Here is a 23,516-nt window from a genome sequence, read left to right as displayed (position 1 = left end):
AGGTTAAAGCATTAAAGTCCCGAGGTACCGTTGCTGGTATCTCGGGACTTCGAGCTTATCCGCGGTCACGGTGATGTGGGCGCCGTCGCTGTGCTTCTGGGCCATGAGCGTGGAGGAGAAGGGGCCGAATCCCTCCTGCAGGAAGGTGTGGGCGGTATCCACGTCCACCGGGGCAACGGGAAGATCATCGATGATGTGCTGTAGTTTTCCATCGCGCCATAGCTCGATGTAGCGGTCATGAACGTGCAGCGAGAAGATGCGGCCGCCTTGGTTGAGCTGGGCGCCTTCGTGAAGCGGCAGTGGCGTGCGGATGCTGTGGCCAAAGACGGTGTCCGCGTCCACGCCGGGGTGCTCGCCCACCAGGAGGTTGACGCTGGTGAAGGGGAAGGTGCGCACGTGACCGGCGTGGAGCTGTGCGAGGAACTGCGCGCTCGGCGCGGCGCGCTCGACGCCGATGGCATCGAGGTAGGCGTCCACATCGAAGACTTCGCTGTTCCACTCACTCATGACGTGTGTCCTTTCTGTTTTGGATGACCAGTCTTGTTAAATACCCAATCCTTTAAATACCCAGTGCCGCACGGGCGTTATCGTGCAGCACCTGTTCCTTCTGCAGGGGGCTCAGCCGCGAGGTGCGGATGTAGTTGAAGGCGCGTACGTACTTGTCCTCCTGGAAATAGGGGAAGTCCGAGCCGGCGAAGACCTGGGTGTTGCCGTAGCTCTCCATGGCCAGGCGCAGGGCGGGCTCGTGGAAGTTGGCGGCGTCGAAGTACATGCGGCGCAGGGCGCGCTGCGGGGAGGAGGGGAAGGCCTCCCAGTCCGTGTAGTTATCCTCGATGCGCTGGAAGAGGAAGGCCAGGTCACCGCCCAAGTGGGCGATGTGGAAGCGCAGGCGCTCGAAGCGCCCCGGTACATCGGCCTTGAGCAGGTGCAGGGCCGCGGTGGCGTCCTCCATCGGGGCGCCGTTGACCCACTCCAGGTGGTGATCGGTGATGAGGGGCGAGCACAGCCCGGCGCCGGTGGGGTGGATGTTGACCATCATGCCGTGGCTGTTGAGGGCCTCCCACAGGGGGTCGAGGGAGGAATCGGCCAGCGTCACGCCATCGTAATGAGCGGGCAGGCTCACCCCGAGGAAGCCGCGCTCGGCGATGAGGGGCACCTCGTTGACGGCCGCGGGGACGTCGTTAAGCGGCAATGCGCCGTAGGCGAGGAAGCGGCCGGGGTGGGCCTCGACGAGGCGGGCGTACTCGTCATTGATCCAGGTGGTCGTGGTGCTATCGACCGGGGACTGCGGGGTAACGGCCAGGATTTGGGTCTCCACGCCGGCCTCGTCCATCCAGTGCAGGCGGTTATCCAGATCCTCGGTGGTGGAATCGGCGCGCAGGTTGCGGGCGATGGCGGTGCTCTGCGGGTCCACGCCGGCCTCTTCCAGCATGTCCAGGTAGGCGGCGGGGTAGACGTGGGCGTGAGTATCGATGGCATCCATGGTGAAGCCTCCTTCTTGAGCGTTTAGGCGTCATTCTCGATGGTATGGGCGTGGCTGGTGCGCTGGCCTAGGATTCCTGCGCCTCCAGCCAGGCGTTGATGCCCCCGCGCAGGGAGAGCACCTGGCTAAACCCGCGCCCCCGCAGCGCCTCGACCGCCTGGGCGGAGCGCAGACCGCTGGCGCAGTAGAGCACCGCCGGGGCATCGGCGTCTACCTGCGGGTCCTCCCCGGCGAGGATGCGATCCAGGGGAAGGTGCACTGAGCCGGGGATAAAGTTCTCGGCGCGCTCGGCGGCGGTACGGACGTCGATAAGCGTGGCGCCTGCGGGCACCTCGCGGACCTCAGGGCGGTCCGCCGGGCGCTGCGGCACCGCGCCACCGGCGCTCAAAGGAATGTACTCCCAGGTCCCGCGGAGGGAATCGAAGTAGCCCAGCGTGCCGATAAGCGGCGTACCCACCCCGGTGAGCAGCTTGAGTGCCTCCAGCGCCATGGCTGAGCCCACGGTCCCCACCACCGGGCCGAGCACCCCGGCCTGGGAGCAGGAGGGCACGCTGCCCGGGGCCGGGGCAGTGGGGAAGACATCCTCGTAGACCGGCCCGTGGCCGGACCAGAACACGGAGAGCTGCGCGTCGAAACCCAAGATGGAGGCCCACACGTGGGGAATGCCCAGCTCGTGGGCCGCCCAGGAGGAAAGGTAGCGGGCGTCGAAGTTGTCGGTGCCGTCGAGGAGCACGTCGGCCCCGCGCAGATCCTCCAGGGCGCGGGCGGCCTGCAGGCGAGGGAAGGTCACGACCTCCACCTCCGGGTTGAGCGCGCGCAGGGCGCTGGCCGCGGAGTCCGTCTTGGCGCGGCCGAGGGTCTCGGTGCTGTGGATGATCTGGCGTTGCAGGTTGGAGAGGGAGACCACGTCGTCGTCGAAAAGCAGAATGCGCCCCACCCCGGCCGCGGCGAGGTAGAGCAGCGCGGGGGAGCCCAACCCGCCCGCGCCGATGACCGCGACGGTGGATGCTGCGAGCTGTGCCTGGCCTTTCTCGCCCCACAGCGCCTCCTGGCGCGCGTAGCGGATGCTCATTACTCCAGCCCCACCCAGTTGGCGGAGCCATCGCTGTGGCGCTGCTCCTTCCAGATGGGCACCTCCGCTTTGACGCGATCGGCGCACTTCTCGGCGGCGTGGAAGGCATCGTGGCGGTGCGCGGCGGCGGCAACCACCACGAAGGCGGTATCGCCAACGCGTAAGTCCCCCGTGCGGTGCGCGCACCACAGCCGGGCCTTGGGGTGGGCGGCGATGACCTCGCCGGCCACACGCTTGATTTCGGCATCGGCGCTGGGGTGCGCGGTGTAGGTGAGCAGCTCCACGCCGCCGCGGCCGGCATCGTGGTCACGCACCACGCCCTCGAAGGTGACCACCGCGCCCATCGCCGGGGTGGAAATATCGGGTGCCACGATGGGCTGGCTGGTCATGAGGGCATCGATGACCACGCCCACCTGCGTGGCGACGTACCCCGGATCACCCTCGCCGGGCACAGTGCTGTGAGTGGCTGCGCTGTTGCTGGTGGTGTTGCCGTCAGTGCTCATTGTTTCCCTCCAGGAGGTTCATGATGTGGCCAAGGACCGGTTCCAGCACCGCCACTGCATCCTTGGCCGCGCCGGTGGAGCCGGGCAGCGCCATGGCGAAGGTGGTGCCGGTGACCCCGGCGATGGTCCGCGAGAGCGCGGCGGTGGGCAGGCCCGCAGATTGGGAGTAGAAGGCGTGCGCCAGGCCCGGCATCTCCCGCTCGATGTGTACAGAGACCGCCTCAACGGTGCGATCATCCGCGGTGATGCCGGTGCCCCCAGAGGTCAAAATGACCGCGGGCCGCTCGGCGAAGGCCGCGGCCACCGCCTCGGCGATCTTGGCGTCTGGCACCACCCGGGCCGCGGCGGTGTTAAAGCCCTGGGCGCGGAGGAAGTCCACCAGGATGGGGCCGGAGCGGTCCTCGTACTCGCCGGCCGCGGCGCGGGTGGAGGAGACCACGACGATGGCGGTCTTCGCATGCGGTGCCTGATTCTGATTCAGGCTCGGTGTTTGTGCAGCTGTCATAATAAGGGAAAGACCTCCACGGTATCGCCGGGGCTGAGGTGGGCATGCGCAGGGATGCGGATGAGCGCTGTGGCGCCGATGGCCTGGGACAGCAGATGGGATCCGGCCCCGCCGTGCAGGCTGGCGCGCAGAGTGCCGTAGGAATCACCCTCCAGCACCCCGCGGCGGAACTGCTCGCGCCCACTGAGCCCCTCGGCGGAGTGAGCCAAGCGCGCGGTGACCGCCTGCGGGGCGCTTCCCAGCAGCGGGGCCACATAGAGCCGGAAGCTCACCAGCGTGGAAATGGGGTTACCAGGCAGGCTCAGCACCGGCACCGCGCCCAGCCGGGACAACCCCTGCGGGCCGCCGGGCTGCTGGGCTACGTGCCCGAACCAGCCGGACTCCGCGAATATCTGGCGGATGACCTCGAACTTGCCATGGGAGATACCACCTGAGGTGACAATCGCATCCGGACGCAGCTGGCGCACAGCGCTGTGCAGCGCCGCCCGCAGGGCCTGCGGATCATCGTTGGTGCGCACGTATCCTGCCACCTCAATACCGTAGTCCTGCGCCATGGCCGCCAGCAGCGGGGCGTTGGCATCGGGGATCTGAGCGCTGCCGCTGCCCCCGATCTCCGCCCCGCCGGTGCAGACGAGAATCCGCGCCGGGGCGAAGACCTGCACCTCCTCAATGCCTTGGAGGGCCAGCGTACCCACCACCGCCGGGCTGATGCGCGTGCCCGCCGGCGCGAGGATCTCACCCGCGCGGGTATCGGAGCCGGCCTTCCGGATGAACTGGCCGTGCGGGGCCGCGGGCACGGTGACCTGCTCTCCCTCCTGGGGGAAGTGCGGGGGCTGGCAGTGCTCGACGGGCACGATGCACGCGGTGTTCTCCGGCACCCGGGCGCCGGTCATGATGGGCGTGGCGCAGCCTTCCTCCAGCGGCCGGGGCTCATCGCCGGCGGCGATGGTGCGCCCCACCCGGAAGGTCCCGCCCTCGGTGGTGGTCAGCGCGTAGCCATCCATCTGGGAGTTATCAAAGTGGGGCAGAGCGCGGCGCGCGGTGATGGTGCGGGCGAGGGTGCGCCCGGGGGCTTTGGCAAGCCGGCAGGCCTCCACCCGCCGCGCCGGCAGCGCCGCGCGGACGGCGGCCAAGTGTTCTTCGTAGGTGCGCACTGCGGCGGGGCTCCTTTCGACGAAATGCGGGTGCCAAGGGCATGCGGGAGGATAAGTCACGCAATCTCTGTTCAGTCTAGGTCGAAGAAAGCGGTGAATGTGCACAGTGCGGTGAGCTGCTGGTGCGGGCGCCGCTTTCTGGCATAGTGGCACTCATGCTTGAGATTCACTATTTTGCTGCCGCCCGCCAGGCCGCCGGGGTGGCGCAGGAAAGCGTTGAGGCGCAGGCCACGCTGGGTGAGCTGCTGGACGCCCTGGTAGAAACTCACCCCGGCACCACGGAGGCCGGCATGAGCTTTGCTGAGGTGCTGGAGCGCTGCACCTTCCTGGTTGATGGCGCACATGCGAAACGCGCCGCCACCCTTGCGGGGGCGACGCGCGTCGATGTGCTGCCGCCATTCGCGGGCGGCTAGGGCCTGCGCCTTTTAGAAGGCGGCCTCCCAAGCCTTGAGCAGGACCTCGGTCTCCTCGGCGGTGGTCACGGTCACGCGCACGCCCTCCGGGAAGACGCGGACGAGGACTTCTTCGGCGGCGAGCTTCTGGCCAACCTCCTGCGGGGTGCCCAGGGAGGCGATGTTTTCCGCTGGGAACCAGATGTGGTTGGCCTGCGAGGCCGGAACGCCGAACTCGGCAAAGTGCTCCACTAGGCGGTCGCGCTGCTCCACGGTCTCGTCGGTGCGCTCCTTGAGCTCCTTCTGGGCGGCCAGGGAGGCGGCCGCGCCCACCTGGGCCACGGTGCTCACGGAGAAGGGGATGGCCACCTTACTCAGTGCCTCGATGATTTCCTGGTTGCCAAAGGCGTAGCCGATGCGCACGCCCGCCAGGCCGTAGGCCTTGGAGAAAGTGCGCAGGCCCACCACGTTGCGGTGGGACTTGACGTAGTCGGTGGCCAGCGGTACGGCGTCGGTGCGGGTGTACTCGATGTAGGCCTCGTCGAGGGCCACGATGACATCCTCCGGCACGGCGGCCAGGAACTCGTCGAATTCCTCGGTGGTGATGGTGGTACCGGTCGGGTTATTCGGGTTGCACACGAAGATCACCTTGGTCTTCTCCGTGATGGCGGCGGCCATGGCCTTGAGATCCACGCGGTGCTCAGCGTTGAGCGGAACCGGCACCGGGGTGGCGCCGACCACCTGGGCAAAGATGGGGTAGGCCTCGAAGGAGCGCCAGGGGAAGAGAACCTCATCACCCGGGGTGCAGGTGATCTGCACCAGCTGCTGGCAGATGGCCGAGGAGCCAGTGCCCACGGTGACCTCCTCAAAGGCCACGCCGAGGTGCTCGGCCAGCGCCTGGCGGATCTCCACTGCGCCCATGTCCGGGTAGCGGTTCGCGTTCGCGGCGGCGGCCTCTATCTCCTTGAGCGCGGCAGGCAGCGGGCCCTGGGAGAGCTCGTTGGAGGACAGTTTGAGCGCGTGATCATTGCGCGCGCCCGGCACGTAGGCGGGCAGGGAGGACAGATCGGGACGGATCATGCGGTAATTCCTTTTCTGTGTTCTTCTTCTGTGTTCTTCGTTCTTTTATGCCGCTACTTGTTGCGCGGGCCGCGCGGACCGAAGTCGAACTCAGCGGTCTCGGGGCCGAAGGCCTGCAGGCCGGCCGGGGCGTCCATCGGATCGAGGCGAACCTCAAGGAAAGCACCGCGCTCGGGGTGGGCGGCGATGTCCTTCAGGGCGCTGGCAAGCTCGCCCTCGGTGCCCGCGACGTAGGACTCCATCGTAGTATCCGGCATGAAGACCTTGGGCAGTTCTGCGTACTTCCACTGCTGGATCTCGTTGTACTCCTGCTCCATGCCCAGGATGAAGCGCTCGATGGTGTAGCCATCGTTATTGACCAGTACGATGATGGGCTTGATCTCCTGGCGCAGGATGGTGGAGAGCTCCTGGGCGGTGAGCTGGAAGGAGCCGTCACCAATGAAGAGCACGTGGCGGCGCTCGGGGTTGGCCAGTTGGGAGCCCAGCACGCAGGGCAGGGTGAAGCCGATGGAACCCCAGATGGTGGAGTTGATGTACTGCACGCCCTCCGGCATGCGCTGCGGGCCCAAGCCGATGTTGGAGGTGCCGGCCTCGGCGATGACCACGTCATCCTCCCGGATGAACTCCAGCATCTGCGGCCAGATACGGGCCTGGGTCAGTGCTGCCTCGGGCTGAATCTCAAAGGCTTCCGGCACGAAGGGCTCGCCGCCCGCCTTCTCCCTCTCAGGCACGCGCTGCGCCAGGATCTCCAGCAGCTCCACGGTGTTGATGCCCACGAAGACGGTGCCGTCGGCGTTGAGGTGCTGATCACCAAAGTTGTAGATGCGGGCGTTATCCAGATCGTGGGTGAAGGAGCCGGAGTTGACCTCGATGAAGCGCGGGTTGGTGGTGATGAGGAAGTCGGAGTTCTCAATGCGCTCTTGCACGCCCGGGGCGGAGGCCGCGCCGTTGTAGGTGCCCAGGAAGAGCGGATCGCGCTCGGAGAGGATGGCCTTGCCGGAGGTCAGCTGGGAGTAGGGCAGCTGGGCCTTGTCGATGATCTGGCGGAAGTACTCGGTGAAGCCGTGGCGGGTGGTGTCCTGATCCACCAGGACGATGGGATCCTTGGCCTCGGCAAGGCGCTCGAGCACGTACTCGGCGGCGGCCTCGAGGCGCTCCTTATCGGAGGTGGCCAGCGCGGTGGAGAAGGGCTCGTCCGGCACCTCAATGCTCAGGTGCGTGATATCGGAGGGGATCTGGATGTGCACCGGGCGCTTCTCGCGCAGGCAGGTGTGCAGGGCGCGGTCGAACTCCTCCACCACGTTCATGGGGGAGACGCGGGTGGCGACCTCAGTGAACGGAGCCATGGAGTCGAGCATGTTGGCAAAGTTGCCGTCGGCCAGCGAGTGGTGGAGGTTCCAGCGGAACTCGGTGGCGTACTGCGGCGGGGCGCCCGCCAGGGAGACCAGCGGGACGTGCTCGGCGCGCGCACCCGCGATGCCGTTGAGCGCGGAGAGCTCGCCTACGCCGTAGGTGGTGAGCAGACAGCCCACGCCGCGCTGGCGGGCGTAGCCGTCGGCGGCGTAAGCGGCGTTGAGTTCATTGCAGGCGCCGACGAAGCGGATGCCCTCGGCCTCATCGATCTGCTCCAGGAAGCTCAGGTTGAAATCCCCCGGCACGCCGATGATCTCGGTGATGCCGATGGCCTTGAGGCGGTCGATGATGAACTCGCCAACGGTGGTCTGCATGGCAGGCAGTGTCCTTTCTCTATGAACCGTTCTGAATTACTTTTGCGATTTAAAGTTACGCCTTGCGGGCGTCGTGGCGCTTCTTGCCCGCCCAGATGAGCACGAGGGCAAGAATCCACAGCGGCAGCGCGATGATGCCCGTGCGGTAGTCCGGCAGCATGGCCATGAGCACCACGACCAGCGCGAAGAAGGCCAGGCACACCACGTTGGCCACGGGGAAGAAGGGGGCGGGGAACTCCGGGCTGCGGCCCTCGGCGGCCAGCCGCTTGCGGAACTTCATGTGCGCGATGCAGATGGAGGACCAAGAGATGAGCTCGGCGCCGACGATGATGGCCATGAGCACGACGAGGATCTTGCCCTCGAAGAGGTAGTTGAGCAGCACCGCTGAGCCCATGAGCAGGGAGTTGAACAGCAGCGCGCGCACCGGCACGCCCTTGGTGCTGGTGGTGCTAAAGAAGGGCGGGGCCTGATCCCCCAAGGAGAGATCCCGCAGCATGCGGGCGCCGGAGAAGGTCATGGTGTTGAACACGGAAAGGGCGGCGACGAGCACGATGATGTTGAGGCCGGTGGCCGCGCCGCTAATGCCGATGGTGGTCAGCGCGCGGACGAAGGGGGAGGTGGAGATATCCAGCTGGTTCCACGGGGCCAGCAGGACAATGACCGCCATGCCGCCGATGTAGAAGAGCAGGATGCGCCAAATGACGTTGTTGATGGCGCGCGGCAGCGTGGCGCGCGGGTTCTCGGCCTCGCCGGCGGCCGTGCCGATGGACTCGATGCCGCCGAAGGTAAAGAGCACCGCGGCCAGGGAGAAGAGCACACCCTTGGCCCCGTTGGGGAACCAGCCGCCGTTCTCCGTGATGTTGCGCATGCCCAGGGCGGGCTCCGGGGTAAGGCCGAAGACGATGGCGAAGCCGACCACGATCATGAGCACCAGCGCGGCGACCTTGACAAAGGAGAGCCAGAACTCGGCCTCGGCGAAGGCGCCGACGTGGATGAGGTTGATGGCGGTGACGATCAGCAGCGTGACCAGTGCGGTGATCCAGTGGGGCAGGCCGGGGAACCAGAAGTCCATGATGGTGCCGGCGGCGGTCAGCTCCAGCATGCCCACGACGATAGTGGTAAACCACCAGTTCCAGCCGGTGACAAAGCCGGCCACGGGGCCGATGTACTCGCGGGCGTAGGCGGAGAAGGAGCCGGAGACCGGGTTCTCCACGGCCATCTCGCCCAGCATGCGCATGATGAGGAAGATGATGGCGCCGGCGATGGCGAAGGCGAGGAGGACCGCGGGGCCGGCCTGCTGAATCGAGGCGCCGGAGCCGAGGAAGAGGCCGGTGCCGATGCTCGAGCCGAAGGCGATCATCTGCAGGTGACGCGACTTCATGCCGCGCTGCAGGCCGCCTTCCTCGCTCGGCGCGGGGCGGGGCGCCTCGGCGGCGTCGACCGCGCGGGAGTGATCAAGAGTGCTCATATATTCCTTATATCTAATGGTGCTGGCCGCGCCCCTCAGGGGGTCACGGGGAGCCTGCCCATGTGAGCCAGGTCATTGCATAAGTCTGAATTATCGCGTGTCACCTTTTTGTTTGTCACTGGACAAATGCGGCAAGTATCTTTGACATATGTCGCATATCCCTCCCCTGTACCTTAATGACATCCAGGACATCCTCGATGACATTGCCCGCAGCATGGGGAGATCCGTCGAGGTGACCACCCCCTCCATCAACGTCATCGCCGCCAGCGCCCAGGTGGGCGAGATTGACAGCCACCGCGCGGACTCCATCCTCCACCGCAGCCCGCCGCCGGAGCCCATCCCCTGGCTGCTGAGCTTTGGCATCCAGGACTCTGAAAAGCCTGTGCGCCTGCCCGCCCACGAGGGCTTCCAGCTCCTGCCGCGCATGGTTTTCCCGCTGCGTCAACACGGCGAGCTGGTGGGGCACCTCTGGTTCATCGATTCCCCGCAGCTCAGCGAGGAGGAAGTGGCTGCTGCGGGCGACTACCTGGAGCGCCTCACGCAGCTGGTGGGCGAGTACGATGCCCCACTGCGTACCCGGGCCGCGCAGCTGGACCAGCTGGCCCGCACGATCCTCTCCGGCAACGAGGGGGCGCTGGCGCTGGCGCGCGACCGCGACGAACTGCCCCGCGACGGCACGCTGACCATCCACCGCGTCTACCTCGACGGCGATCAACAGCGCCTTACCGCGGAGCTCGCCCGCCCGCTGCATCGCCGCCCCTTCCTCACCGCCATGCAGCACGACTCCCTGGTGATCCTTGAATCCCCGCTGGATAGCGCCGATACCCAGCAGCTGCGCGATGAGGTCGCCAGCGCCGCGCTCACCGCCGGCGGGAAGATCGTGGCCTGGGGTGCGGCCAGTGCCGCCGAGACCTCCGTGGGGGAGGCCGCGCGCCGGGCGCGCCTGATGGCGGACGTGGCCAAGCTCTGCGGTGAGGAGTTCCTCGGCTGGACGCAGGCCGGCGCGTGGCGCCTGCTGGTGGGCTGGGAACTCAACGAGTCCACCGTGCGCAGTATTAGCCCGGATGCCGCTGCGCTTCTCGACGACCCCCGCAACTCCTACTGGCGTACCCTGCTGGCCTATCTGGATAATGCCCGCAACGTCAATGCCACTGCGGCTGCGCTCTACATTCACCGCGCCACACTGCACTACCGCTTGGAGCGTGTCCGGGAGATTACGGGCAGCGGCGCCCTGGATGACGGGTGGCGCTGCGTGGCCCTGCATGTGGCGCTGAAACTGCACGCCGCGCTCGAGGAGAACGGTGCTCGCGGGCCCGTTTTGTCAGCGCCTTAAGCGCTCGGGTAGAGTGGGCAAAGATTCATTGCGAATCGCTGGAGACGTGCCAGAGCGGCCGAATGGGGCTCCCTGCTAAGGAGTTGACTTACTTGCGTAGGTCCGGAGGTTCAAATCCTCTCGTCTCCGCCAAAGAAACCCCCTGGTTGAATGTGACCAGGGGGTTTGTTGCATCTGCGTTTGTGGGAGTTTAATTCCCTTAATTCTCGTCAGTTGAATGCTTTTTTCTCATAGTCCAATCAACCCAATACCAAATGCAGAACAGGATAAGACCTATAACCGTTCTGGGAACGGTGCCTAGGTCAAAAACAATTCCGAGAAGCAGCCCTAGAAGGACTAGTGAAGCAAAAAATGCAGCCCACGATAGTTGCGAGTTGTATTTCTTAGGTCTTGGATTCTGCATTCATCTCCCCCGACTGGATGTGGACGAGTCTGCCTAATTCTAAGTGTTGCATTTGGTAAATTTATACCTTCACCCGTGAATGGGGTAGTTCGGTTTTGGCGTGAATGCATCACTCTAATTCGGATTGGGTGAGTGTTTAAGGTTGCGCGTATGTGGTGCGCGTCACTAATCTGGTGAAATGGTGAGCGGACAGAAAAAATCGCAGTCTAGCTGGCGCAGCAACGTGGTCGCGTACGCGCTGGCGGGGGGGGTATTTCCTGACCGCACTGTGTGGGGCGATGACGTCGCTTGCGATATCGCTTCATTTTGCGGCACTGCATAAGGGTGAGGCGCTTGTTGCCGGGATTCTTATCTCTGGCGCGTTGGCGCAAGTCTTTATTGTTCCGCTCTTGGCGCCGGTCTTTGATAGGTATGACGCGCGAGTTGTTGCGCCGGCCGTAGGCTTGTTGGAGCTTGTCACTCTAGCCGTGCTGGCGGCTGTCCCGCACACGGCTGTGCTCATTGCCGGCAACGTGGTGTTGTCCTGTCTGAGTGGCTTATCCATCCCCGCGATTTTTGTCATTGCGGATTCCTGCGTGCCGGAGTCGCAGCAGGCAAGGGTTTTCTCATTGCTTGATACCGCCCGGTTAAGTGGTGGTTTTGCCGGACCGATTATTGGTGGCGCGCTTCTGAGTTGGTCCACGTTGCGGATGGCGCTGCTTATCGAGTGCTTTGCTGTTGCGCTGAGCGTGAGCATCGTGCTCTATGTTGTCCTCGCTGTGCTGCCGAAGGTCCCGTCTCAACAGCTAGATTCGGAGGGGGATGACGCAAAGAGCGGTGACGCGTCTGCTGCGGCCGGAGGCACGGGCTCGTTCTGGCGAAGTCTGCTGCAGGCGCCCATGCTGCTCGCGGCGAGCTCGCAGGCGCGGCAGGCTTTGCTGGCTATCTGGGCTGCGATTGTCTTTACCTCAATCTTCAACGTTGCGTTGGTTTTCTTCATTACCCAATCCCTGCAGGCCAGCGGGCTGATGTACGCGATTGTGGCGCAGGCTTTCATCGTGGGCCGCATCCTCGGCGCGCGGCTGGGCGGGCGGGTGCGCCGCGAGAACGCGCTTGCGGTGGTGGTGGGCGCGGGCACGGTCATGGGGCTGTGTATTGCCCTGCCTGGGCTGGTGCCGTCATTGGCGTTGAGCCTGGTGTGTTTTGCTGCGGGTGGCGTGTGCAATGCGGTGCAGGTGGCCGCGTTGCGCCTCGTTGTGGTCAACGCCGTGGCGCCGGAGATTAAGCCCAAGGCGCTGTCCACTATGGGCTCGGTGAATAACTCAGCCATGCTGGTGGGCTACGTCATCGCCGCCCCCGTGGTTGCCACGGCTGGCCCTACGGCGGCGCTGGTGATCTCCGGGTTGGGCACCGCGGTGCTGACGCTGCTGCCCACTGCACTAGGGGCGGGCAGGCGCGCGCTGAAGGCGGCGGGTATGTAGTTGCATGCAGGAAACGAAAGTAATTAACGCCATAAATTACAATGTGTGTTTCTGCAGGTTGGGGCGTTTCAGATGGGTAGGGTACACTTCCTCCAGTGCGTCAAAGTTGGAGAATTTTTACTCGGGATGTGGCCCGGCTGGGCCGCGTTCCTCGAGCATGGGTAATTCTCATTGGCCTTATTGTCATCCCCTCGCTGTACTCGTGGGTCAACATCGGTGCCTTCCACGATCCCTACAAGGCCACCGAGAACATCAAGGTGGCTGTGGTCAATGAGGACAAAGGTACATACAACCCGCTGACCGGAAAGGTGACGGTGGGGGAGGACGTCGTCAAGCAGCTCCATGAAAATGACCAAATGGGGTGGCAGTTCATGGAGCGCGACGAGGCAGACTCAGCCGTGAAGAACGGCGACGTCTACGCCTCAGTGACCATTCCGGAGAACTTCAGCGAGGAGCTCGTCGGCATCCTCAGCGGCACCTACACCACGCCGAGTCTGGAGTACCGGGTCAACGAGAAGCAGAACGCGATCGCCGTCAAGATCACGGACACCGCCGCGAATAGTCTGGACAAGCAGATCACCTCGGCCTTCCGCCAGAGCGTGGCCACCGCGGCCTCCAAGCAGGTCCACGATAAGGGCACGGACGTGGAGAACAAACTCCTTAAGGCCGCCGACAGCACGAGCGGCGCCTTCGACGAGACCGTCGCGGAGATCGATTCCTCCCGCGAGCGGCTGGAGCGGATTCAGGATAGGTTGCTCGGCGCCCAGGACAGCGTGCGCGGGGCGCGCGGCACCGTCGATGACGTTGCTGCCGCCATGGACTCCGCGCAGCGCGCGCTCGGCGGGGTACAGCAGCTCATCACGGATGCGCAGGGCAACGTGGGTGACTTCACCGATAAGTCCACCGCGGCCTTTGTGCAGGGGGCCACCGCCGTGGCCGAGGGCACCGCCCAGGCCCAGGGCACCATCGCGGACCTCAGCGCCGGGCTTACCCAGGCCAGCGGCCGCTTTGATTCCGCCACCTCCCAGGCCACCGCGGCCATCGACGCCAGCGATCAGTCCCTGGCACAGCTCAAGGAGCTGCTCAATTCCCCCACGCTCTCGCCGGCGACCACCGCCGCGCTCAACGAGTCGATCAGCAAGCTCGAGTCCGGCAACGAGGCCAACAAGAAGCTGCTGGGCAGCCTCAACACCTTAAGTCAGGACGCCGCGGGCGCGGCCGGGCACCTCAAGGCGGGATCCGAGGAGGTGGCCCAGGCGGCCGCCGATACCAAGGCCACCTCCCAGGTGCTGCGCGATACCGTCGATAACTCCCTGCCGGAGATCAACCGGGCGATGGGCAGCATCGGCTCCACCGCGGGCGCTTTGGCCGCCACCCTCGACTCCTCGAAGGCGACGATGCAGGAGGCCGACGGCCTGCTCGAGGGCGTGGCCCAGCAGCTCGGCGCCACCAAGGACACCCTGGACAGCTTCGATGGCGACCTCGCCTCCCTTCAGGAGGGCATGCAGGCCGTGCGCGGCGACGTGGCCGCCCTGCGCTCCGCCACCAATTCCCAGGTGCTGCAAAACATCACCGGCCTGGATTCGGAGGAGATTGGCAACTTCTTTGCCGAGCCCATCCAGATCAAGCAGGAGACCATCTACCCGGTCAAGAGCTACGGCTCCGCCATGGCCGCGCTCTTTACCAACCTCTCGCTGTGGATCGGCGCCTTCGTGCTCATGGTCATCTTCCGCCTCGAGGTGGATAAGGAGGGCTTCAAGCGCGTCACGGTGCGCCAGGCCTACCTGGGCCGTTTCCTGCTCATGGCGGTCATGGTGGTGCTGCAGTCGCTGGTGCTGACCATCGGCGAGCTCATCATGGGCGTGCAGACGGTCAACCCCTTTGCCTTCGTGGTCACCGGCGTGCTCATCGCCCTGGCCTACCTCAGCGTGATCTACGCCTTGTCGACGTCGCTGGGGCACTTAGGGCGCGGCCTATGCGTGGTGCTGGTGATTATCCAGATCCCGGGCGCCTCGGGCCTGTATCCCATCGAGCTCATGCCCAACTTCTTCCGCGCCATCTACCCGCTGCTGCCCTTCACCTATGGCATCGAGGCCATGCGCGAGACCATCGGCGGCTTCTACGGCAACCATTACGCCAAGTACATGGCGGTGCTCGCGCTCATCTTTGTCACCGCGTTCTTCGGCGGCATGATCGTGCGCAAGGCCCTATCCCACTTCAACCTGCTCTTCAACCGCGAGCTGAAGAAGACCGAGCTCTTCAACTACGAGAACGTCCAGGTGGTGGGCTCCGGCTACCGCATCGCGGACATCATCCAGGCCCTGGATTCCCGCAGCGCGCTCAAGGAGGACCTGGAGCGGCGCAAGCACGATTACGGCCGCTGGATCCGCGTCATCGCCGTCATCGGCGTGCTCGGCGTGGTGGTCCTCGCGGTGGCCGCGTGGGCGCTGCCGGGGCAAAAGCCGCTGCTGCTGGGCCTGTGGACGGCGTGGAGCCTCGCGCTGGTCGCGGTTCTGCTGGCCTTTGACTACGTGCGCTCCAGCCTGGCGCAGTCCGAGGAGCTGGTGGAGCTGGACGACGATGAAATCACCCATCCCGACCTGGTGAAAGGAGAAGCCTAATGCGTGGAACACTGCGCCTTATCCTGCGCGATCTGCGCCAGGCCACCCGTAACGTAGCCGGGTCCATGATGCTCTTTGGGCTGGTCCTCATCCCGCTGCTCTTCACTTGGTTCAACGTGCTGGCCAGCTGGGAGCCCTTTGATAACACCGATCAGCTCAAGGTGGCCGTGGCCAGCGAGGACGAGGGCTACACCAGCGACCTGCTTCCCCTCCCGCTCAACGTGGGTGACCAGGTGCTCAACGAGCTGCGTGGCAACGATCAGATGGACTGGGTGGTCACCAACTCCGAGGAGGCCGTCGAGGGAGCCAAGTCCGGCGAGTACTACGCGGCCATCGTCCTGCCGCCCAGCTTCAGCGACGACTTGTTGACCTTCTACTCCGACGGGGCCACGCCGGCAGAGATTGTTTACTACGCCAACGAGAAGAAAAACGCGCTCTCGCCGAAGATCACCGGCGCCGGCGCGGAGGGTGTCTCCGCCAGTATCTCGGAGACCTTCACCCGCACCGTGGGTGATGTCTCCCTGGAATTTGTCACCTCGCTGTCTAACTACCTCAACCAGGGCGACACCCAGGAAGCGCTGCAGCGCATTCAGGCCCGCGCCGACGGCATCGAGAGGCAGCTGAGCATGGGCGCGCGCACCGCCCGCTCCATGGTGGGCTTGGTGGATTCCACCATCCCGCTGGTGGAGAGTGCGCAGAAGATCGCCGGCTCCGCGTCCATCGATCTTCCCCCGCTGGAGACAACCCAGTTCACCGCGCCTTCCGACGCCCTGCGGGAGTCCCTCGGCGCCACGGCGGAGAGCTACAGCGTGGTGCGCGACCGCATCAACGCGGTCTACGACGACGCCTCAGCCACCCACGGCGAGCGCGCCGCCGCGCTGAACACCTTGGCTGCGCAGGTGCAGGGCACCATCGACGGCTACAAGGATCTGCGCGCTCGGGTGGCCGCCCTGCCGCTGCCCGCGGAGTCCGCCACGCTGCTCGGCCGCCTCGACGAGGCCATTGCCGCCCAGGAGGCCGTCCACGAGAGGCTGGTCGCCGCAGCTAGCGCCCCGCTGCCCGAGCGGCCGGATCTCTCCGGCATCGACCGGGCCAAGGAGGCCATCGCCAATGCGCAGGGCGTGGGCCTAAGCTCCTCGCTCAACCAGCTCAGCGAGTCGCTCTCCCAGGTGGGCGGCGACGTGGCAGACGCCAAGACCACCGTGACGCTGGACTCCTCCGGGCTGCAGGACACCAAGCAGGCGCTGCAGGATCTGGCCACTGGCCTGCAGGACAAGGCCACGAGCTTCCACGACCTGCGCAAGGACATTGACAAGGCGGTGGAGACTGGCGATATCACGATGCTGGCCGATCTCATTGGCACCCACCCGGACGCGGTGGCGAACTCCATTGCCGCCCCGGTGAACGTGGACAGGCAGGAGGTCTTCCCCGTGGGCAGCTTCGGCGCCGGCATGACCCCGCTCTACACGGCGTTGGCGCTGTGGGTGGGCTCCCTGCTCTGCGTGGTGGCCGTGCGCCCCGACGTGGTCAACGGTGAGGACTACGGCCGCATACAGCGCTACTTTGGCCGCTACGGCTTTTTGGCCATCATCGGCCTGGCGCAGTCCACACTGCTCATGCTCGGACTCATTCTCTTCGTGCAGGTGGATCCGGCCCACCCGCTGCTCATGCTGCTGGCCGGGTGGACAACGTCGCTGGTGTATATGTTCATCAACTACACGTTGCTCATCGCGCTGGCCAACGCCGGCAAGGCGGTGGCGGTGCTGCTGTTGGTCATCCAGATCTCCAGTGCCGGCGGTGCCTATCCGCTGCAGCTTTTGCCCGAGTGGTTCCAAAACATCAGCCCCTGGATGCCCGCGACGTACACCATCCGCGCGCTGCGCGCGGCCATCGCCGGCACCTACCATGGCGATTTCTGGATAGCCTTGCTGTGCCTGCTCGCCTTCGCGGCGCCGATGGCCTTCATCGGTGTGGTCTTTAACAAGCCGCTGGAAAAGTTCACCCAGGGCTGGGTACACACCTTGGAGAAAACCAAACTCATGTAGTTTGCGCGCGGGGCCCTGGAGGGATACTTTTTCTTGACGTGCACAACCACTCCGGCAAGACCCTGGGCCCCGCGCGACTGACAGCCCTCGGCTTCCTGCTGCTCATCCTCACCGGGACGGCGCTGCTCATGCTGCCCTTCTCCGCAGCGGCCTCGCAGCCCACGCCCTTCTTGCCGGCGCTATTCACCGCCACCTCCGCGGTCTCGCTGACCGGGCTCATCGTGCAGGACACCGGTACCTACTGGAGCCCCTTCGGGCAGGCGGTCATCATCGCGCTCATCCAGGTCGGCGGCCTGGGAATCATGAGCCTGGCCTCGCTGTCCGGCATGCTGCTCACCGGCCGCATCAGCCTCAAGGCGCGGCGCACCACCGCCGCGGAGAGCAGGCCTGTCGACGGCGGCATCCGGCGCACCCTCCTGCTTACTTTCATGGTGACGATGCTCTGCGAGGCCACAGTGGCCGTCGTCATCACGCTGCGCCTGCTGGGCGCCTATGACCTCAGCGTGCAGCGCGCGCTGTGGGAGGGGGTCTTCCACGCCATCTCCGCCTTCAACAACGCGGGCTTTAGCACCTACGATGACAACCTCGTCTCCTTTGTGGGCGATGCGTGGATCGTGCTGCCCCTGGCTGCGGCGCTTATCTCCGGTGGCCTGGGCTACCCGGTCCTCGCGGAGATCGCGCGGCGCCTGCGCAGCAGAATCGCCCGCCTGCGCGGCGGGAACCCGCGCATCCATCACATGTCCATTACCGCGCGGATGACCTTCGCCGCCACGGGCATCCTCTTGGGCGGCGGCATGGTCTTCTTCCTCGTCTCGGAGTGGAACGGCGTGCTGGCGGGGCTGTCCCCCGGGGTGAAGCTCTTCAACGGCTTCTTCATGAGCGCCTCCCCGCGCACCGCGGGTTTTAACACCATCGACTACGCCGAGGCGCACCCCATCACGCTCATGGTCACGGACATCCTCATGTTCATCGGCGGCGGCTCCGCGGGCACGGCCGGCGGCGTGAAGGTCACCACCGCCTGCGTGCTGGCCGCGGCGATGGCCGCTGAGTTCCTCGGCCGGGAGGATACCTCCATCGGGCACCGACGCTTGCCGCGCTCGGTGACCCGCCAGGCCCTGGCGCTGACCGTGGCCGGCATGATGGTGGTGGCCACCAGCGTGGGCCTGCTGCGCGTCTTCGACCCCCAGTTCACCGCGGACCAGGTCACCTTCGAGGTGATCTCGGCCTTCGCCACCGTGGGCCTGTCTACCGGAATTACCGCGTCCCTCTCGGCGCCCTCGCAGGTTATCCTGTGCCTCGTGATGTACCTGGGCCGCGTGGGCCCGACCACCCTCATCGCTGCCCTCGCCGCCCGCGCGGTCAGGTTGCGTTTCCGTTACCCCGAAGAAAGGCCGTTCATTGGCTAGCATTTTTGACGCCATCCGCCGCGATAAGCAGTCCATCGACATCCCGCCCGTGTGTGTGGTCGGCCTCGGCCGCTTCGGCTCCTCGCTGGCCAAGGAGCTCATGGACCATGGTGTCGAGGTCCTCGGCATCGACGCTTCGGAGAAGCTGGTGCGCGAGTACTCGCCCTACCTCACCGAGGCCATCCAGGCCGATACCACCGACGCCGAGGCCCTGCGCCAGCTGGGCGTCGACGAGGTCGAGCGCGTGGTCGTGGCCATCGGCTCCCACCTGGAGGATTCCATCCTTACCGCCTCCAACGTGGTGGAGCTGGGCTGTGGCGACATCTGGGCCAAGGCGGACTCCGACGCCCACGCCCGCATCCTCACCCAGCTCGGCGTGCACCACGTCATCCGCCCCGAGCGCGATACCGGCCGCCGCGTGGCCCACCTGCTGGGCGGGCACTTCGAGGACTTCGCGGAGATCGCCACCGACTACGGCGTGACCACCCTGACCCCGCCGGCCTCCATCGTGCGCCGGCCCACCGTGCTCGCCTCCGTGTGGGAGACCCACCGCGTGCAGCTGGTCTCCGTGCGGGAGGCCTCCGGCAGCTGGCGCCCCATCACCGACGGCATGCGGCTTTCCGCCAATGACCTCATCGCCGTGGCCGGCAGCCCCCTGGACCTCGAGGCCTTCTCCCAGTCCGTATAGCCTGAGCCGTATAGGGCTAGGGTGTCACACGGATCCCCACAGCAACACACACCAGAGGAGAGAGCACGGATGAGCCCCCGGATGAGCCACAGCCGTTTCCCTCGCGCCGTCTACGGCGCCGGCGAGGAGCCGGATCCGCGTTTCAGCATGGCCAACGAGCGCACCTTCCTGGCCTGGATCCGCACCTCCTTGGCCTTCATCGCCGGCGGCGTGGCCCTAGAGACCTTCGATCTCCCCATTGACCCCACCCTCAGCCGCGTGGTCTCCGTGCTCATGCTGCTCGCCGCCATCGTGCTGCCGGCAGTGGCCTGGTGGCAGTGGATGGCCGCGGAAAAGGCCATGCGCCACGGCCGCCCCCTGCCCGCCAACCGTGCGATGCCCGTGGTGGTCGGCGTGGTGATCCTCGTCGGCGTGCTCATCTTCGCCGGGGAGGTGCTCTAGGCCCGTGGCGCTCTACGATCCCGGCCTGCAGCCAGAGCGCACCCGCCTGTCCTGGCAGCGCACCGGCTTGGCGGGGCTCATCGCGGGGCTGCTCGTGGCGCGCGCCCACGTGTGGGCCATCGCGGTGGTGGGACTGCTGGTGGCTGCGGTGTTGCGCAGCGCCTACCAGCGCCTCACCCGCTCCTACGAGGCCCTCCTCAGCGCGGCCGCGCTGCCCGGGGCCGGGCCCTTGTGCGCGGTGGCGGTGGCGACGGCGTCGCTCAGTATGGTGGCACTGGTAGCCGTCTCGTAAGGTTGGTGTGTCAGCTGAAACAGCAGCAATGCTCTCAGAAGCAGCACTGCTAAGTAACACTGTGAAATAACACTGTTAGCGTCGAGGAGGCGTGCCATGGTGGATCTGGAGAAGATTCTGGACAGCGAGGGTGATCTGGACCCGGATCGCGCACGCGAGCTACAAGAACTCGCGGCCCGTCAGCCCATCCGCGAGCTCATTTCCCTCGTGGAGCGCTGCAACCCCGTGCGCGCGGCGCTGCTGTTGCGCCTGCTGCCGCGGCACAAGTCCATCGCCGTCTTCGACGCCCTCGACTTTGCCCAGCAGGCCGACCTCATCGACGAGCTGGGCAACGCCGAAGTCTACGAATACTTCGACTCCCTCGAACCGGAAGACCGCGTGGCCCTGCTTGATGAGCTGCCCGCGGAAATCGCTGACCGCCTGCTGCGCTCTCTGAAGAAGACGGACCGCGATATCACCGGCGTGGTCCTGGGCTACGACAAGGGCTCCGTAGGCCGCCGCATGTCGCCCGAAGTGCCGGAGCTGCACCCGCAGATGACCGCCCGGGCGGCGCTGGAGTACCTCAAGACCACCGGCGATGACCTGGAGACCATCTACACCCTGCCGGTGGTGCGTGAGGATCGCCGCCTGGTGGGCGTGGCCAGCTTCCGCGAGATCTTCCAGGCCTCCGATGACGCCACCCTGGGCGAGCTCATGAAGGAACCCGTCTACGCGGTGGCCAACGCCGACGCCGAGGAGACCGCCCGCTGGTTTTTGCCCCTGGACTTCATGGCCGTGCCCGTGGTGGATGACTCCCGCCGCCTGGTGGGCCTGCTCACCTGGGATGACGCCGCGGACATCGTGGAGGAAGCGGATTCCGAGGATACGGCGCGTTCCGGTGGTACCGAGGCCCTCAACCAGCCCTACATGTCCACCCCGCTGCTCAAGCTGGTGCGCAGCCGTATTGTGTGGCTGCTCGTCCTGGCCATCTCCGCGCTGCTTACCGTGCAGGTGCTCTCCGTCTTCGAGGACACCCTCTCCAAGGCCGTGGTGCTCTCGCTCTTCGTTCCGCTGCTCACCGGTACCGGCGGTAACACGGGTAACCAGGCGGCGACCACCGTCACCCGCGCGCTGGCGCTTGGCGACGTCCGCTCGCGCGACCTCTGGGCCGTCCTCTGGCGGGAGATGCGCGTGGGCGTGCTGCTGGGCTCGGTGCTCGGCGGCCTGGGCTTCGTGCTGGCCTCGCTGGTCTACGGCATGCCCATGGGGGCGGTGATTGGCCTGACACTGCTGCTCATCTGCACGATGTCCGCCACCGTGGGCGGCGCGATGCCGCTGCTGGCCAAGGCCGTGGGCGCGGACCCGGCGGTGTTTTCCAACCCCTTCATCTCCACCTTCTGCGATGCGACGGGCCTGATCATCTACTTCCTCATTGCCAAGAGCATCCTGGGGCTCTAGCGCCTGCTCTCCTTAGCAGCGCTGCTGCTCCCGTACTGTGAGGCACATCTCGTCCCAAAACCGGGGGTAGAAAACGGAAAACTGCTTTTCTGCGTTCTTGGCCTGTGTATGGTGACCAGGTACCCCATGCAGTGGCATGCATAACCTGCATGCCTGCATTTATCCCCCGCATTTATCCCAGGACACCTTAAAGGAGAGAGCGGATGACGACCCCGCAGACTCACGAATCCACGTCCCACGCAGAGGGTGAGGAGGACCACGGCGTCGACCAGCGCGAATGGCGCCGCATGCTCATCGGTCTGTTCACCGGTCTCATCCTCGCGGCCATCGTGTGGTTCATCTTTCCCTCCAACGCAGTCGAGACCGTGATGCAATCCTCCGGCGCTAAGGATGACGTCGAGTACACCCAGAGCGCCCTGCGTGCCGTGGCCGCCGTGACCATCCTCATGGGCGTGTGGTGGATGACTGAGGCCATCCCGCTGGCCGCCACCGCCTTGCTGCCGCTGGTCATCTTCCCGCTGGCAGGCGTGGGCACCATCAAGGAAGTCGGCGCGCCCTATGCCTCGGGCACCATCTTCCTGTTCATGGGTGGCTTCCTCATCGCCCTGGCACTGCAGCGCTGGAACCTGCACCGCCGTATGGCGCTCTATGTGGTCAAGGTGGTGGGCACTTCCCCGAAGCGCCTCGTGCTGGGCTTCATGCTGGCCACCGGCTTCTTGTCCATGTGGGTGTCCAACACGGCGACGGCCGTGGTCATGCTGCCCATCGGCACCTCGGTGCTGGCGCTGACCGCCGACACCGTAGGCGGCTGGAAGAACCAGAAGAAGTTCGCCACCGCGCTCATGCTGGGCATTGCGTACTCCGCCTCCATCGGCTCCCTGGGCACGCTCATTGGTACCCCGCCGAACGCCCTGCTGAAGGGGTATATGGAGGAAACTCATGATATCGTTCTGGGCTTTGGCAAGTGGATGATCGTGGGCATGCCGCTGGCTGTCATCTTCCTTTTCATTGCCTGGTTCCTGCTGGTGACCGTGTTCAAGCCGGAGATGAAGCAGATCCCGGGCGGCAAGGAGCTCATCGACTCCGAAATCCGCGCCCTGGGCTCCTGGACCGGCCCGCAGATCATGACCGGCATCATCTTCGCCGCTGCTGCGGTGAGCTGGGTTGTGCTGCCTTTCTTCCTGGACAAGGAGTCCGGCTATGACGACGCCATCGTGGGCCTGGCCGCCGGTCTGCTGCTGTTTATCATCCCGGCTGACGCCAAAACTGGCGTGCGCCTGCTGGACTGGAAGACGGCCAACGAGATGCCCTGGGACGTCCTACTGCTCTTTGGCGGTGGCCTCTCGCTCTCTTCGATGTTCAACGCCTCCGGCCTGTCCCTGTGGATTGGTGAGATGGCCAAGGGCCTAGGCAGCTTGCCGACGGTCCTCCTCATCGCAGCGGTGGCCCTCCTGGTGCTCTTCCTCACGGAGATCACCTCCAACACTGCGACGGCGGCGACCTTCCTGCCGATTATGGGCGGCGTGGCCGTGGGTATTGGCCTCACCGACAACGGCGACATCAACATCCTGTTGCTCACCATCCCGGTGGCGCTGGCCGCAACCTGCGCCTTCATGCTGCCGGTGGCCACGCCCCCGAACGCGATTGCCTACAGCTCTGGCTACGTCAAGATCGGCGACATGATCAAGGGCGGTATTGGCCTCAACCTCATCGGCTGCGTGCTCATCACGCTCACGGTCTACCTGCTGGCGGTGCCGGTCTTCGGGTTGGCGCTCTAGGGCAGGGGCTTCGAGCTCGCCCGCTCGCTGGCAGCGCAATCGCCAGGTTAACAACACGTAAAAACCGCTGTTGACCTGGCGATTTGTAGCATCTAGCAGTGCGCACTATAGTAATAACACGTTGCAGCGAGCACCGCTTCTTAAGAGCGTGCTTCACGCCAACGGACTGCGCCCGTAGCTCAACGGATAGAGCATCTGACTACGGATCAGAAGGTTGGGGGTTCGAAT

The 23,516-nt window shown here is 65.5% G+C and carries 20 protein-coding genes and 1 tRNA gene; 12 read left to right on the top strand and 9 right to left on the bottom strand.

Features of this window, described 5'->3' with window-relative positions:
* Nucleotides 1-3: 3 nt before the first annotated feature.
* The 6 genes from Q4E25_RS07985 to Q4E25_RS07960 form a co-directional block, all read right to left on the bottom strand.
* Complete coding sequence (locus Q4E25_RS07985) at nucleotides 4-507, bottom strand: hypothetical protein (RefSeq protein WP_303156187.1); 504 nt, start codon at nucleotides 505-507, stop codon at nucleotides 4-6.
* Between the two features lie 52 nt (nucleotides 508-559).
* Entirely contained in the window at nucleotides 560-1,483 is a 924-nt protein-coding gene (locus tag Q4E25_RS07980) for an amidohydrolase family protein (RefSeq protein ID WP_303156185.1), read from the bottom strand.
* 67 nt (nucleotides 1,484-1,550) lie between these two features.
* Nucleotides 1,551-2,555 (bottom strand): ThiF family adenylyltransferase, encoded by a 1,005-nt coding sequence (locus Q4E25_RS07975; protein ID WP_303156184.1) that lies wholly within the window; start codon nucleotides 2,553-2,555, stop codon nucleotides 1,551-1,553.
* Complete coding sequence (locus tag Q4E25_RS07970) at nucleotides 2,555-2,944, bottom strand: molybdenum cofactor biosynthesis protein MoaE (RefSeq protein ID WP_303156267.1); 390 nt, start codon at nucleotides 2,942-2,944, stop codon at nucleotides 2,555-2,557. Before Q4E25_RS07970 ends, Q4E25_RS07975 begins: the two co-directional genes overlap by 1 nt.
* A 103-nt stretch (nucleotides 2,945-3,047) precedes the next feature.
* Nucleotides 3,048-3,563: a molybdenum cofactor biosynthesis protein B gene (locus Q4E25_RS07965; protein ID WP_303156182.1), complete on the bottom strand. Its 516-nt coding sequence runs from the start codon at nucleotides 3,561-3,563 to the stop codon at nucleotides 3,048-3,050.
* Nucleotides 3,560-4,717, bottom strand: a complete 1,158-nt coding sequence (locus Q4E25_RS07960; RefSeq protein WP_303156180.1) for a molybdopterin molybdotransferase MoeA — start codon at nucleotides 4,715-4,717, stop codon at nucleotides 3,560-3,562. The genes Q4E25_RS07965 and Q4E25_RS07960 overlap by 4 nt, the downstream gene beginning before the upstream one ends.
* A 155-nt stretch (nucleotides 4,718-4,872) precedes the next feature.
* On the opposite strand from Q4E25_RS07960, the gene Q4E25_RS07955 reads away from it, so the two are divergent.
* Complete coding sequence (locus tag Q4E25_RS07955; RefSeq protein ID WP_303156178.1) at nucleotides 4,873-5,130, top strand: MoaD/ThiS family protein; 258 nt, start codon at nucleotides 4,873-4,875, stop codon at nucleotides 5,128-5,130.
* Between the two features lie 12 nt (nucleotides 5,131-5,142).
* Here Q4E25_RS07955 and hisC read toward each other — a convergent pair whose 3' ends face one another.
* The 3 genes from hisC to Q4E25_RS07940 are packed head-to-tail and all read right to left on the bottom strand — an operon-like array spanning nucleotide 5,143 to nucleotide 9,384.
* Nucleotides 5,143-6,189 carry a histidinol-phosphate transaminase gene (gene hisC / locus Q4E25_RS07950; protein WP_303156177.1) on the bottom strand — a complete coding sequence of 349 codons (1,047 nt, stop codon included), beginning with the start codon at nucleotides 6,187-6,189 and terminating at the stop codon, nucleotides 5,143-5,145.
* A 53-nt stretch (nucleotides 6,190-6,242) separates the two neighbouring features.
* A complete protein-coding gene (locus tag Q4E25_RS07945; RefSeq protein ID WP_303156175.1) occupies nucleotides 6,243-7,916 on the bottom strand; it encodes an alpha-keto acid decarboxylase family protein in 1,674 nt (557 codons plus the stop codon).
* A 55-nt stretch (nucleotides 7,917-7,971) separates the two neighbouring features.
* Nucleotides 7,972-9,384 carry an amino acid permease gene (locus tag Q4E25_RS07940; RefSeq protein WP_303156173.1) on the bottom strand — a complete coding sequence of 471 codons (1,413 nt, stop codon included), beginning with the start codon at nucleotides 9,382-9,384 and terminating at the stop codon, nucleotides 7,972-7,974.
* Between the two features lie 148 nt (nucleotides 9,385-9,532).
* On the opposite strand from Q4E25_RS07940, the gene Q4E25_RS07935 reads away from it, so the two are divergent.
* From Q4E25_RS07935 to Q4E25_RS07885, 11 genes are all read left to right on the top strand, one after another.
* Nucleotides 9,533-10,717 carry a CdaR family transcriptional regulator gene (locus Q4E25_RS07935; protein WP_303156171.1) on the top strand — a complete coding sequence of 395 codons (1,185 nt, stop codon included), beginning with the start codon at nucleotides 9,533-9,535 and terminating at the stop codon, nucleotides 10,715-10,717.
* A gap of 40 nt (nucleotides 10,718-10,757) precedes the next feature.
* A tRNA-Ser gene (locus Q4E25_RS07930) sits at nucleotides 10,758-10,849 on the top strand.
* A gap of 528 nt (nucleotides 10,850-11,377) precedes the next feature.
* Nucleotides 11,378-12,580, top strand: a complete 1,203-nt coding sequence (locus tag Q4E25_RS07925) for an MFS transporter (RefSeq protein ID WP_303156264.1) — start codon at nucleotides 11,378-11,380, stop codon at nucleotides 12,578-12,580.
* 95 nt (nucleotides 12,581-12,675) lie between these two features.
* Nucleotides 12,676-15,201, top strand: a complete 2,526-nt coding sequence (locus tag Q4E25_RS07920) for a YhgE/Pip domain-containing protein (RefSeq protein ID WP_303156170.1) — start codon at nucleotides 12,676-12,678, stop codon at nucleotides 15,199-15,201.
* Nucleotides 15,201-17,246 (top strand): YhgE/Pip domain-containing protein, encoded by a 2,046-nt coding sequence (locus Q4E25_RS07915; RefSeq protein WP_303156168.1) that lies wholly within the window; start codon nucleotides 15,201-15,203, stop codon nucleotides 17,244-17,246. Before Q4E25_RS07920 ends, Q4E25_RS07915 begins: the two co-directional genes overlap by 1 nt.
* A gap of 38 nt (nucleotides 17,247-17,284) precedes the next feature.
* A complete protein-coding gene (locus Q4E25_RS07910) occupies nucleotides 17,285-18,652 on the top strand; it encodes a TrkH family potassium uptake protein (RefSeq protein WP_303156166.1) in 1,368 nt (455 codons plus the stop codon).
* Entirely contained in the window at nucleotides 18,645-19,340 is a 696-nt protein-coding gene (locus Q4E25_RS07905) for a TrkA family potassium uptake protein (RefSeq protein ID WP_303156164.1), read from the top strand. The genes Q4E25_RS07910 and Q4E25_RS07905 overlap by 8 nt, the downstream gene beginning before the upstream one ends.
* Before the next feature lie 81 nt (nucleotides 19,341-19,421).
* Entirely contained in the window at nucleotides 19,422-19,781 is a 360-nt protein-coding gene (locus tag Q4E25_RS07900) for a YidH family protein (RefSeq protein WP_303156162.1), read from the top strand.
* 4 nt (nucleotides 19,782-19,785) lie between these two features.
* Nucleotides 19,786-20,073, top strand: coding sequence for a DUF202 domain-containing protein (locus Q4E25_RS07895; protein WP_303156160.1), 288 nt, complete (start codon nucleotides 19,786-19,788; stop codon nucleotides 20,071-20,073).
* Nucleotides 20,074-20,169: 96 nt separating this feature from the next.
* A complete protein-coding gene (mgtE, locus tag Q4E25_RS07890) occupies nucleotides 20,170-21,510 on the top strand; it encodes a magnesium transporter (RefSeq protein ID WP_303156159.1) in 1,341 nt (446 codons plus the stop codon).
* Between the two features lie 203 nt (nucleotides 21,511-21,713).
* On the top strand, nucleotides 21,714-23,288 hold the full coding sequence (locus Q4E25_RS07885) for a DASS family sodium-coupled anion symporter (protein WP_303156158.1): 1,575 nt from the start codon (nucleotides 21,714-21,716) through the stop codon (nucleotides 23,286-23,288).
* Nucleotides 23,289-23,516: the final 228 nt, after the last annotated feature.

Origin of the sequence: Corynebacterium sp. (assembly GCF_030532325.1) — a bacterium.
Taxonomy (GTDB): Bacteria; Actinomycetota; Actinomycetes; order Mycobacteriales; family Mycobacteriaceae; genus Corynebacterium.
Note: the sequence above shows the minus strand (reverse complement) of the source record. Positions and strands in the feature narration are given on the sequence as shown.

What these genes read in the sequence shown, in the direction of transcription:
- Q4E25_RS07985 (WP_303156187.1), bottom strand. Translation starts at nt 507, where the DNA reads ATGAGTGAGTGGAACAGCGAAGTCTTCGATGTGGACGCCTACCTCGAT.
- Q4E25_RS07980 (WP_303156185.1), bottom strand. Translation starts at nt 1,483, where the DNA reads ATGGATGCCATCGATACTCACGCCCACGTCTACCCCGCCGCCTACCTG.
- Q4E25_RS07975 (WP_303156184.1), bottom strand. Translation starts at nt 2,555, where the DNA reads ATGAGCATCCGCTACGCGCGCCAGGAGGCGCTGTGGGGCGAGAAAGGC.
- Q4E25_RS07970 (WP_303156267.1), bottom strand. Translation starts at nt 2,944, where the DNA reads ATGACCAGCCAGCCCATCGTGGCACCCGATATTTCCACCCCGGCGATG.
- Q4E25_RS07965 (WP_303156182.1), bottom strand. Translation starts at nt 3,563, where the DNA reads ATGACAGCTGCACAAACACCGAGCCTGAATCAGAATCAGGCACCGCAT.
- Q4E25_RS07955 (WP_303156178.1), top strand. Translation starts at nt 4,873, where the DNA reads ATGCTTGAGATTCACTATTTTGCTGCCGCCCGCCAGGCCGCCGGGGTG.
- hisC (WP_303156177.1), bottom strand. Translation starts at nt 6,189, where the DNA reads ATGATCCGTCCCGATCTGTCCTCCCTGCCCGCCTACGTGCCGGGCGCG.
- Q4E25_RS07945 (WP_303156175.1), bottom strand. Translation starts at nt 7,916, where the DNA reads ATGCAGACCACCGTTGGCGAGTTCATCATCGACCGCCTCAAGGCCATC.
- Q4E25_RS07940 (WP_303156173.1), bottom strand. Translation starts at nt 9,384, where the DNA reads ATGAGCACTCTTGATCACTCCCGCGCGGTCGACGCCGCCGAGGCGCCC.
- Q4E25_RS07935 (WP_303156171.1), top strand. Translation starts at nt 9,533, where the DNA reads ATGTCGCATATCCCTCCCCTGTACCTTAATGACATCCAGGACATCCTC.
- Q4E25_RS07915 (WP_303156168.1), top strand. Translation starts at nt 15,201, where the DNA reads ATGCGTGGAACACTGCGCCTTATCCTGCGCGATCTGCGCCAGGCCACC.
- Q4E25_RS07900 (WP_303156162.1), top strand. Translation starts at nt 19,422, where the DNA reads ATGAGCCACAGCCGTTTCCCTCGCGCCGTCTACGGCGCCGGCGAGGAG.
- mgtE (WP_303156159.1), top strand. Translation starts at nt 20,170, where the DNA reads ATGGTGGATCTGGAGAAGATTCTGGACAGCGAGGGTGATCTGGACCCG.
- Q4E25_RS07885 (WP_303156158.1), top strand. Translation starts at nt 21,714, where the DNA reads ATGACGACCCCGCAGACTCACGAATCCACGTCCCACGCAGAGGGTGAG.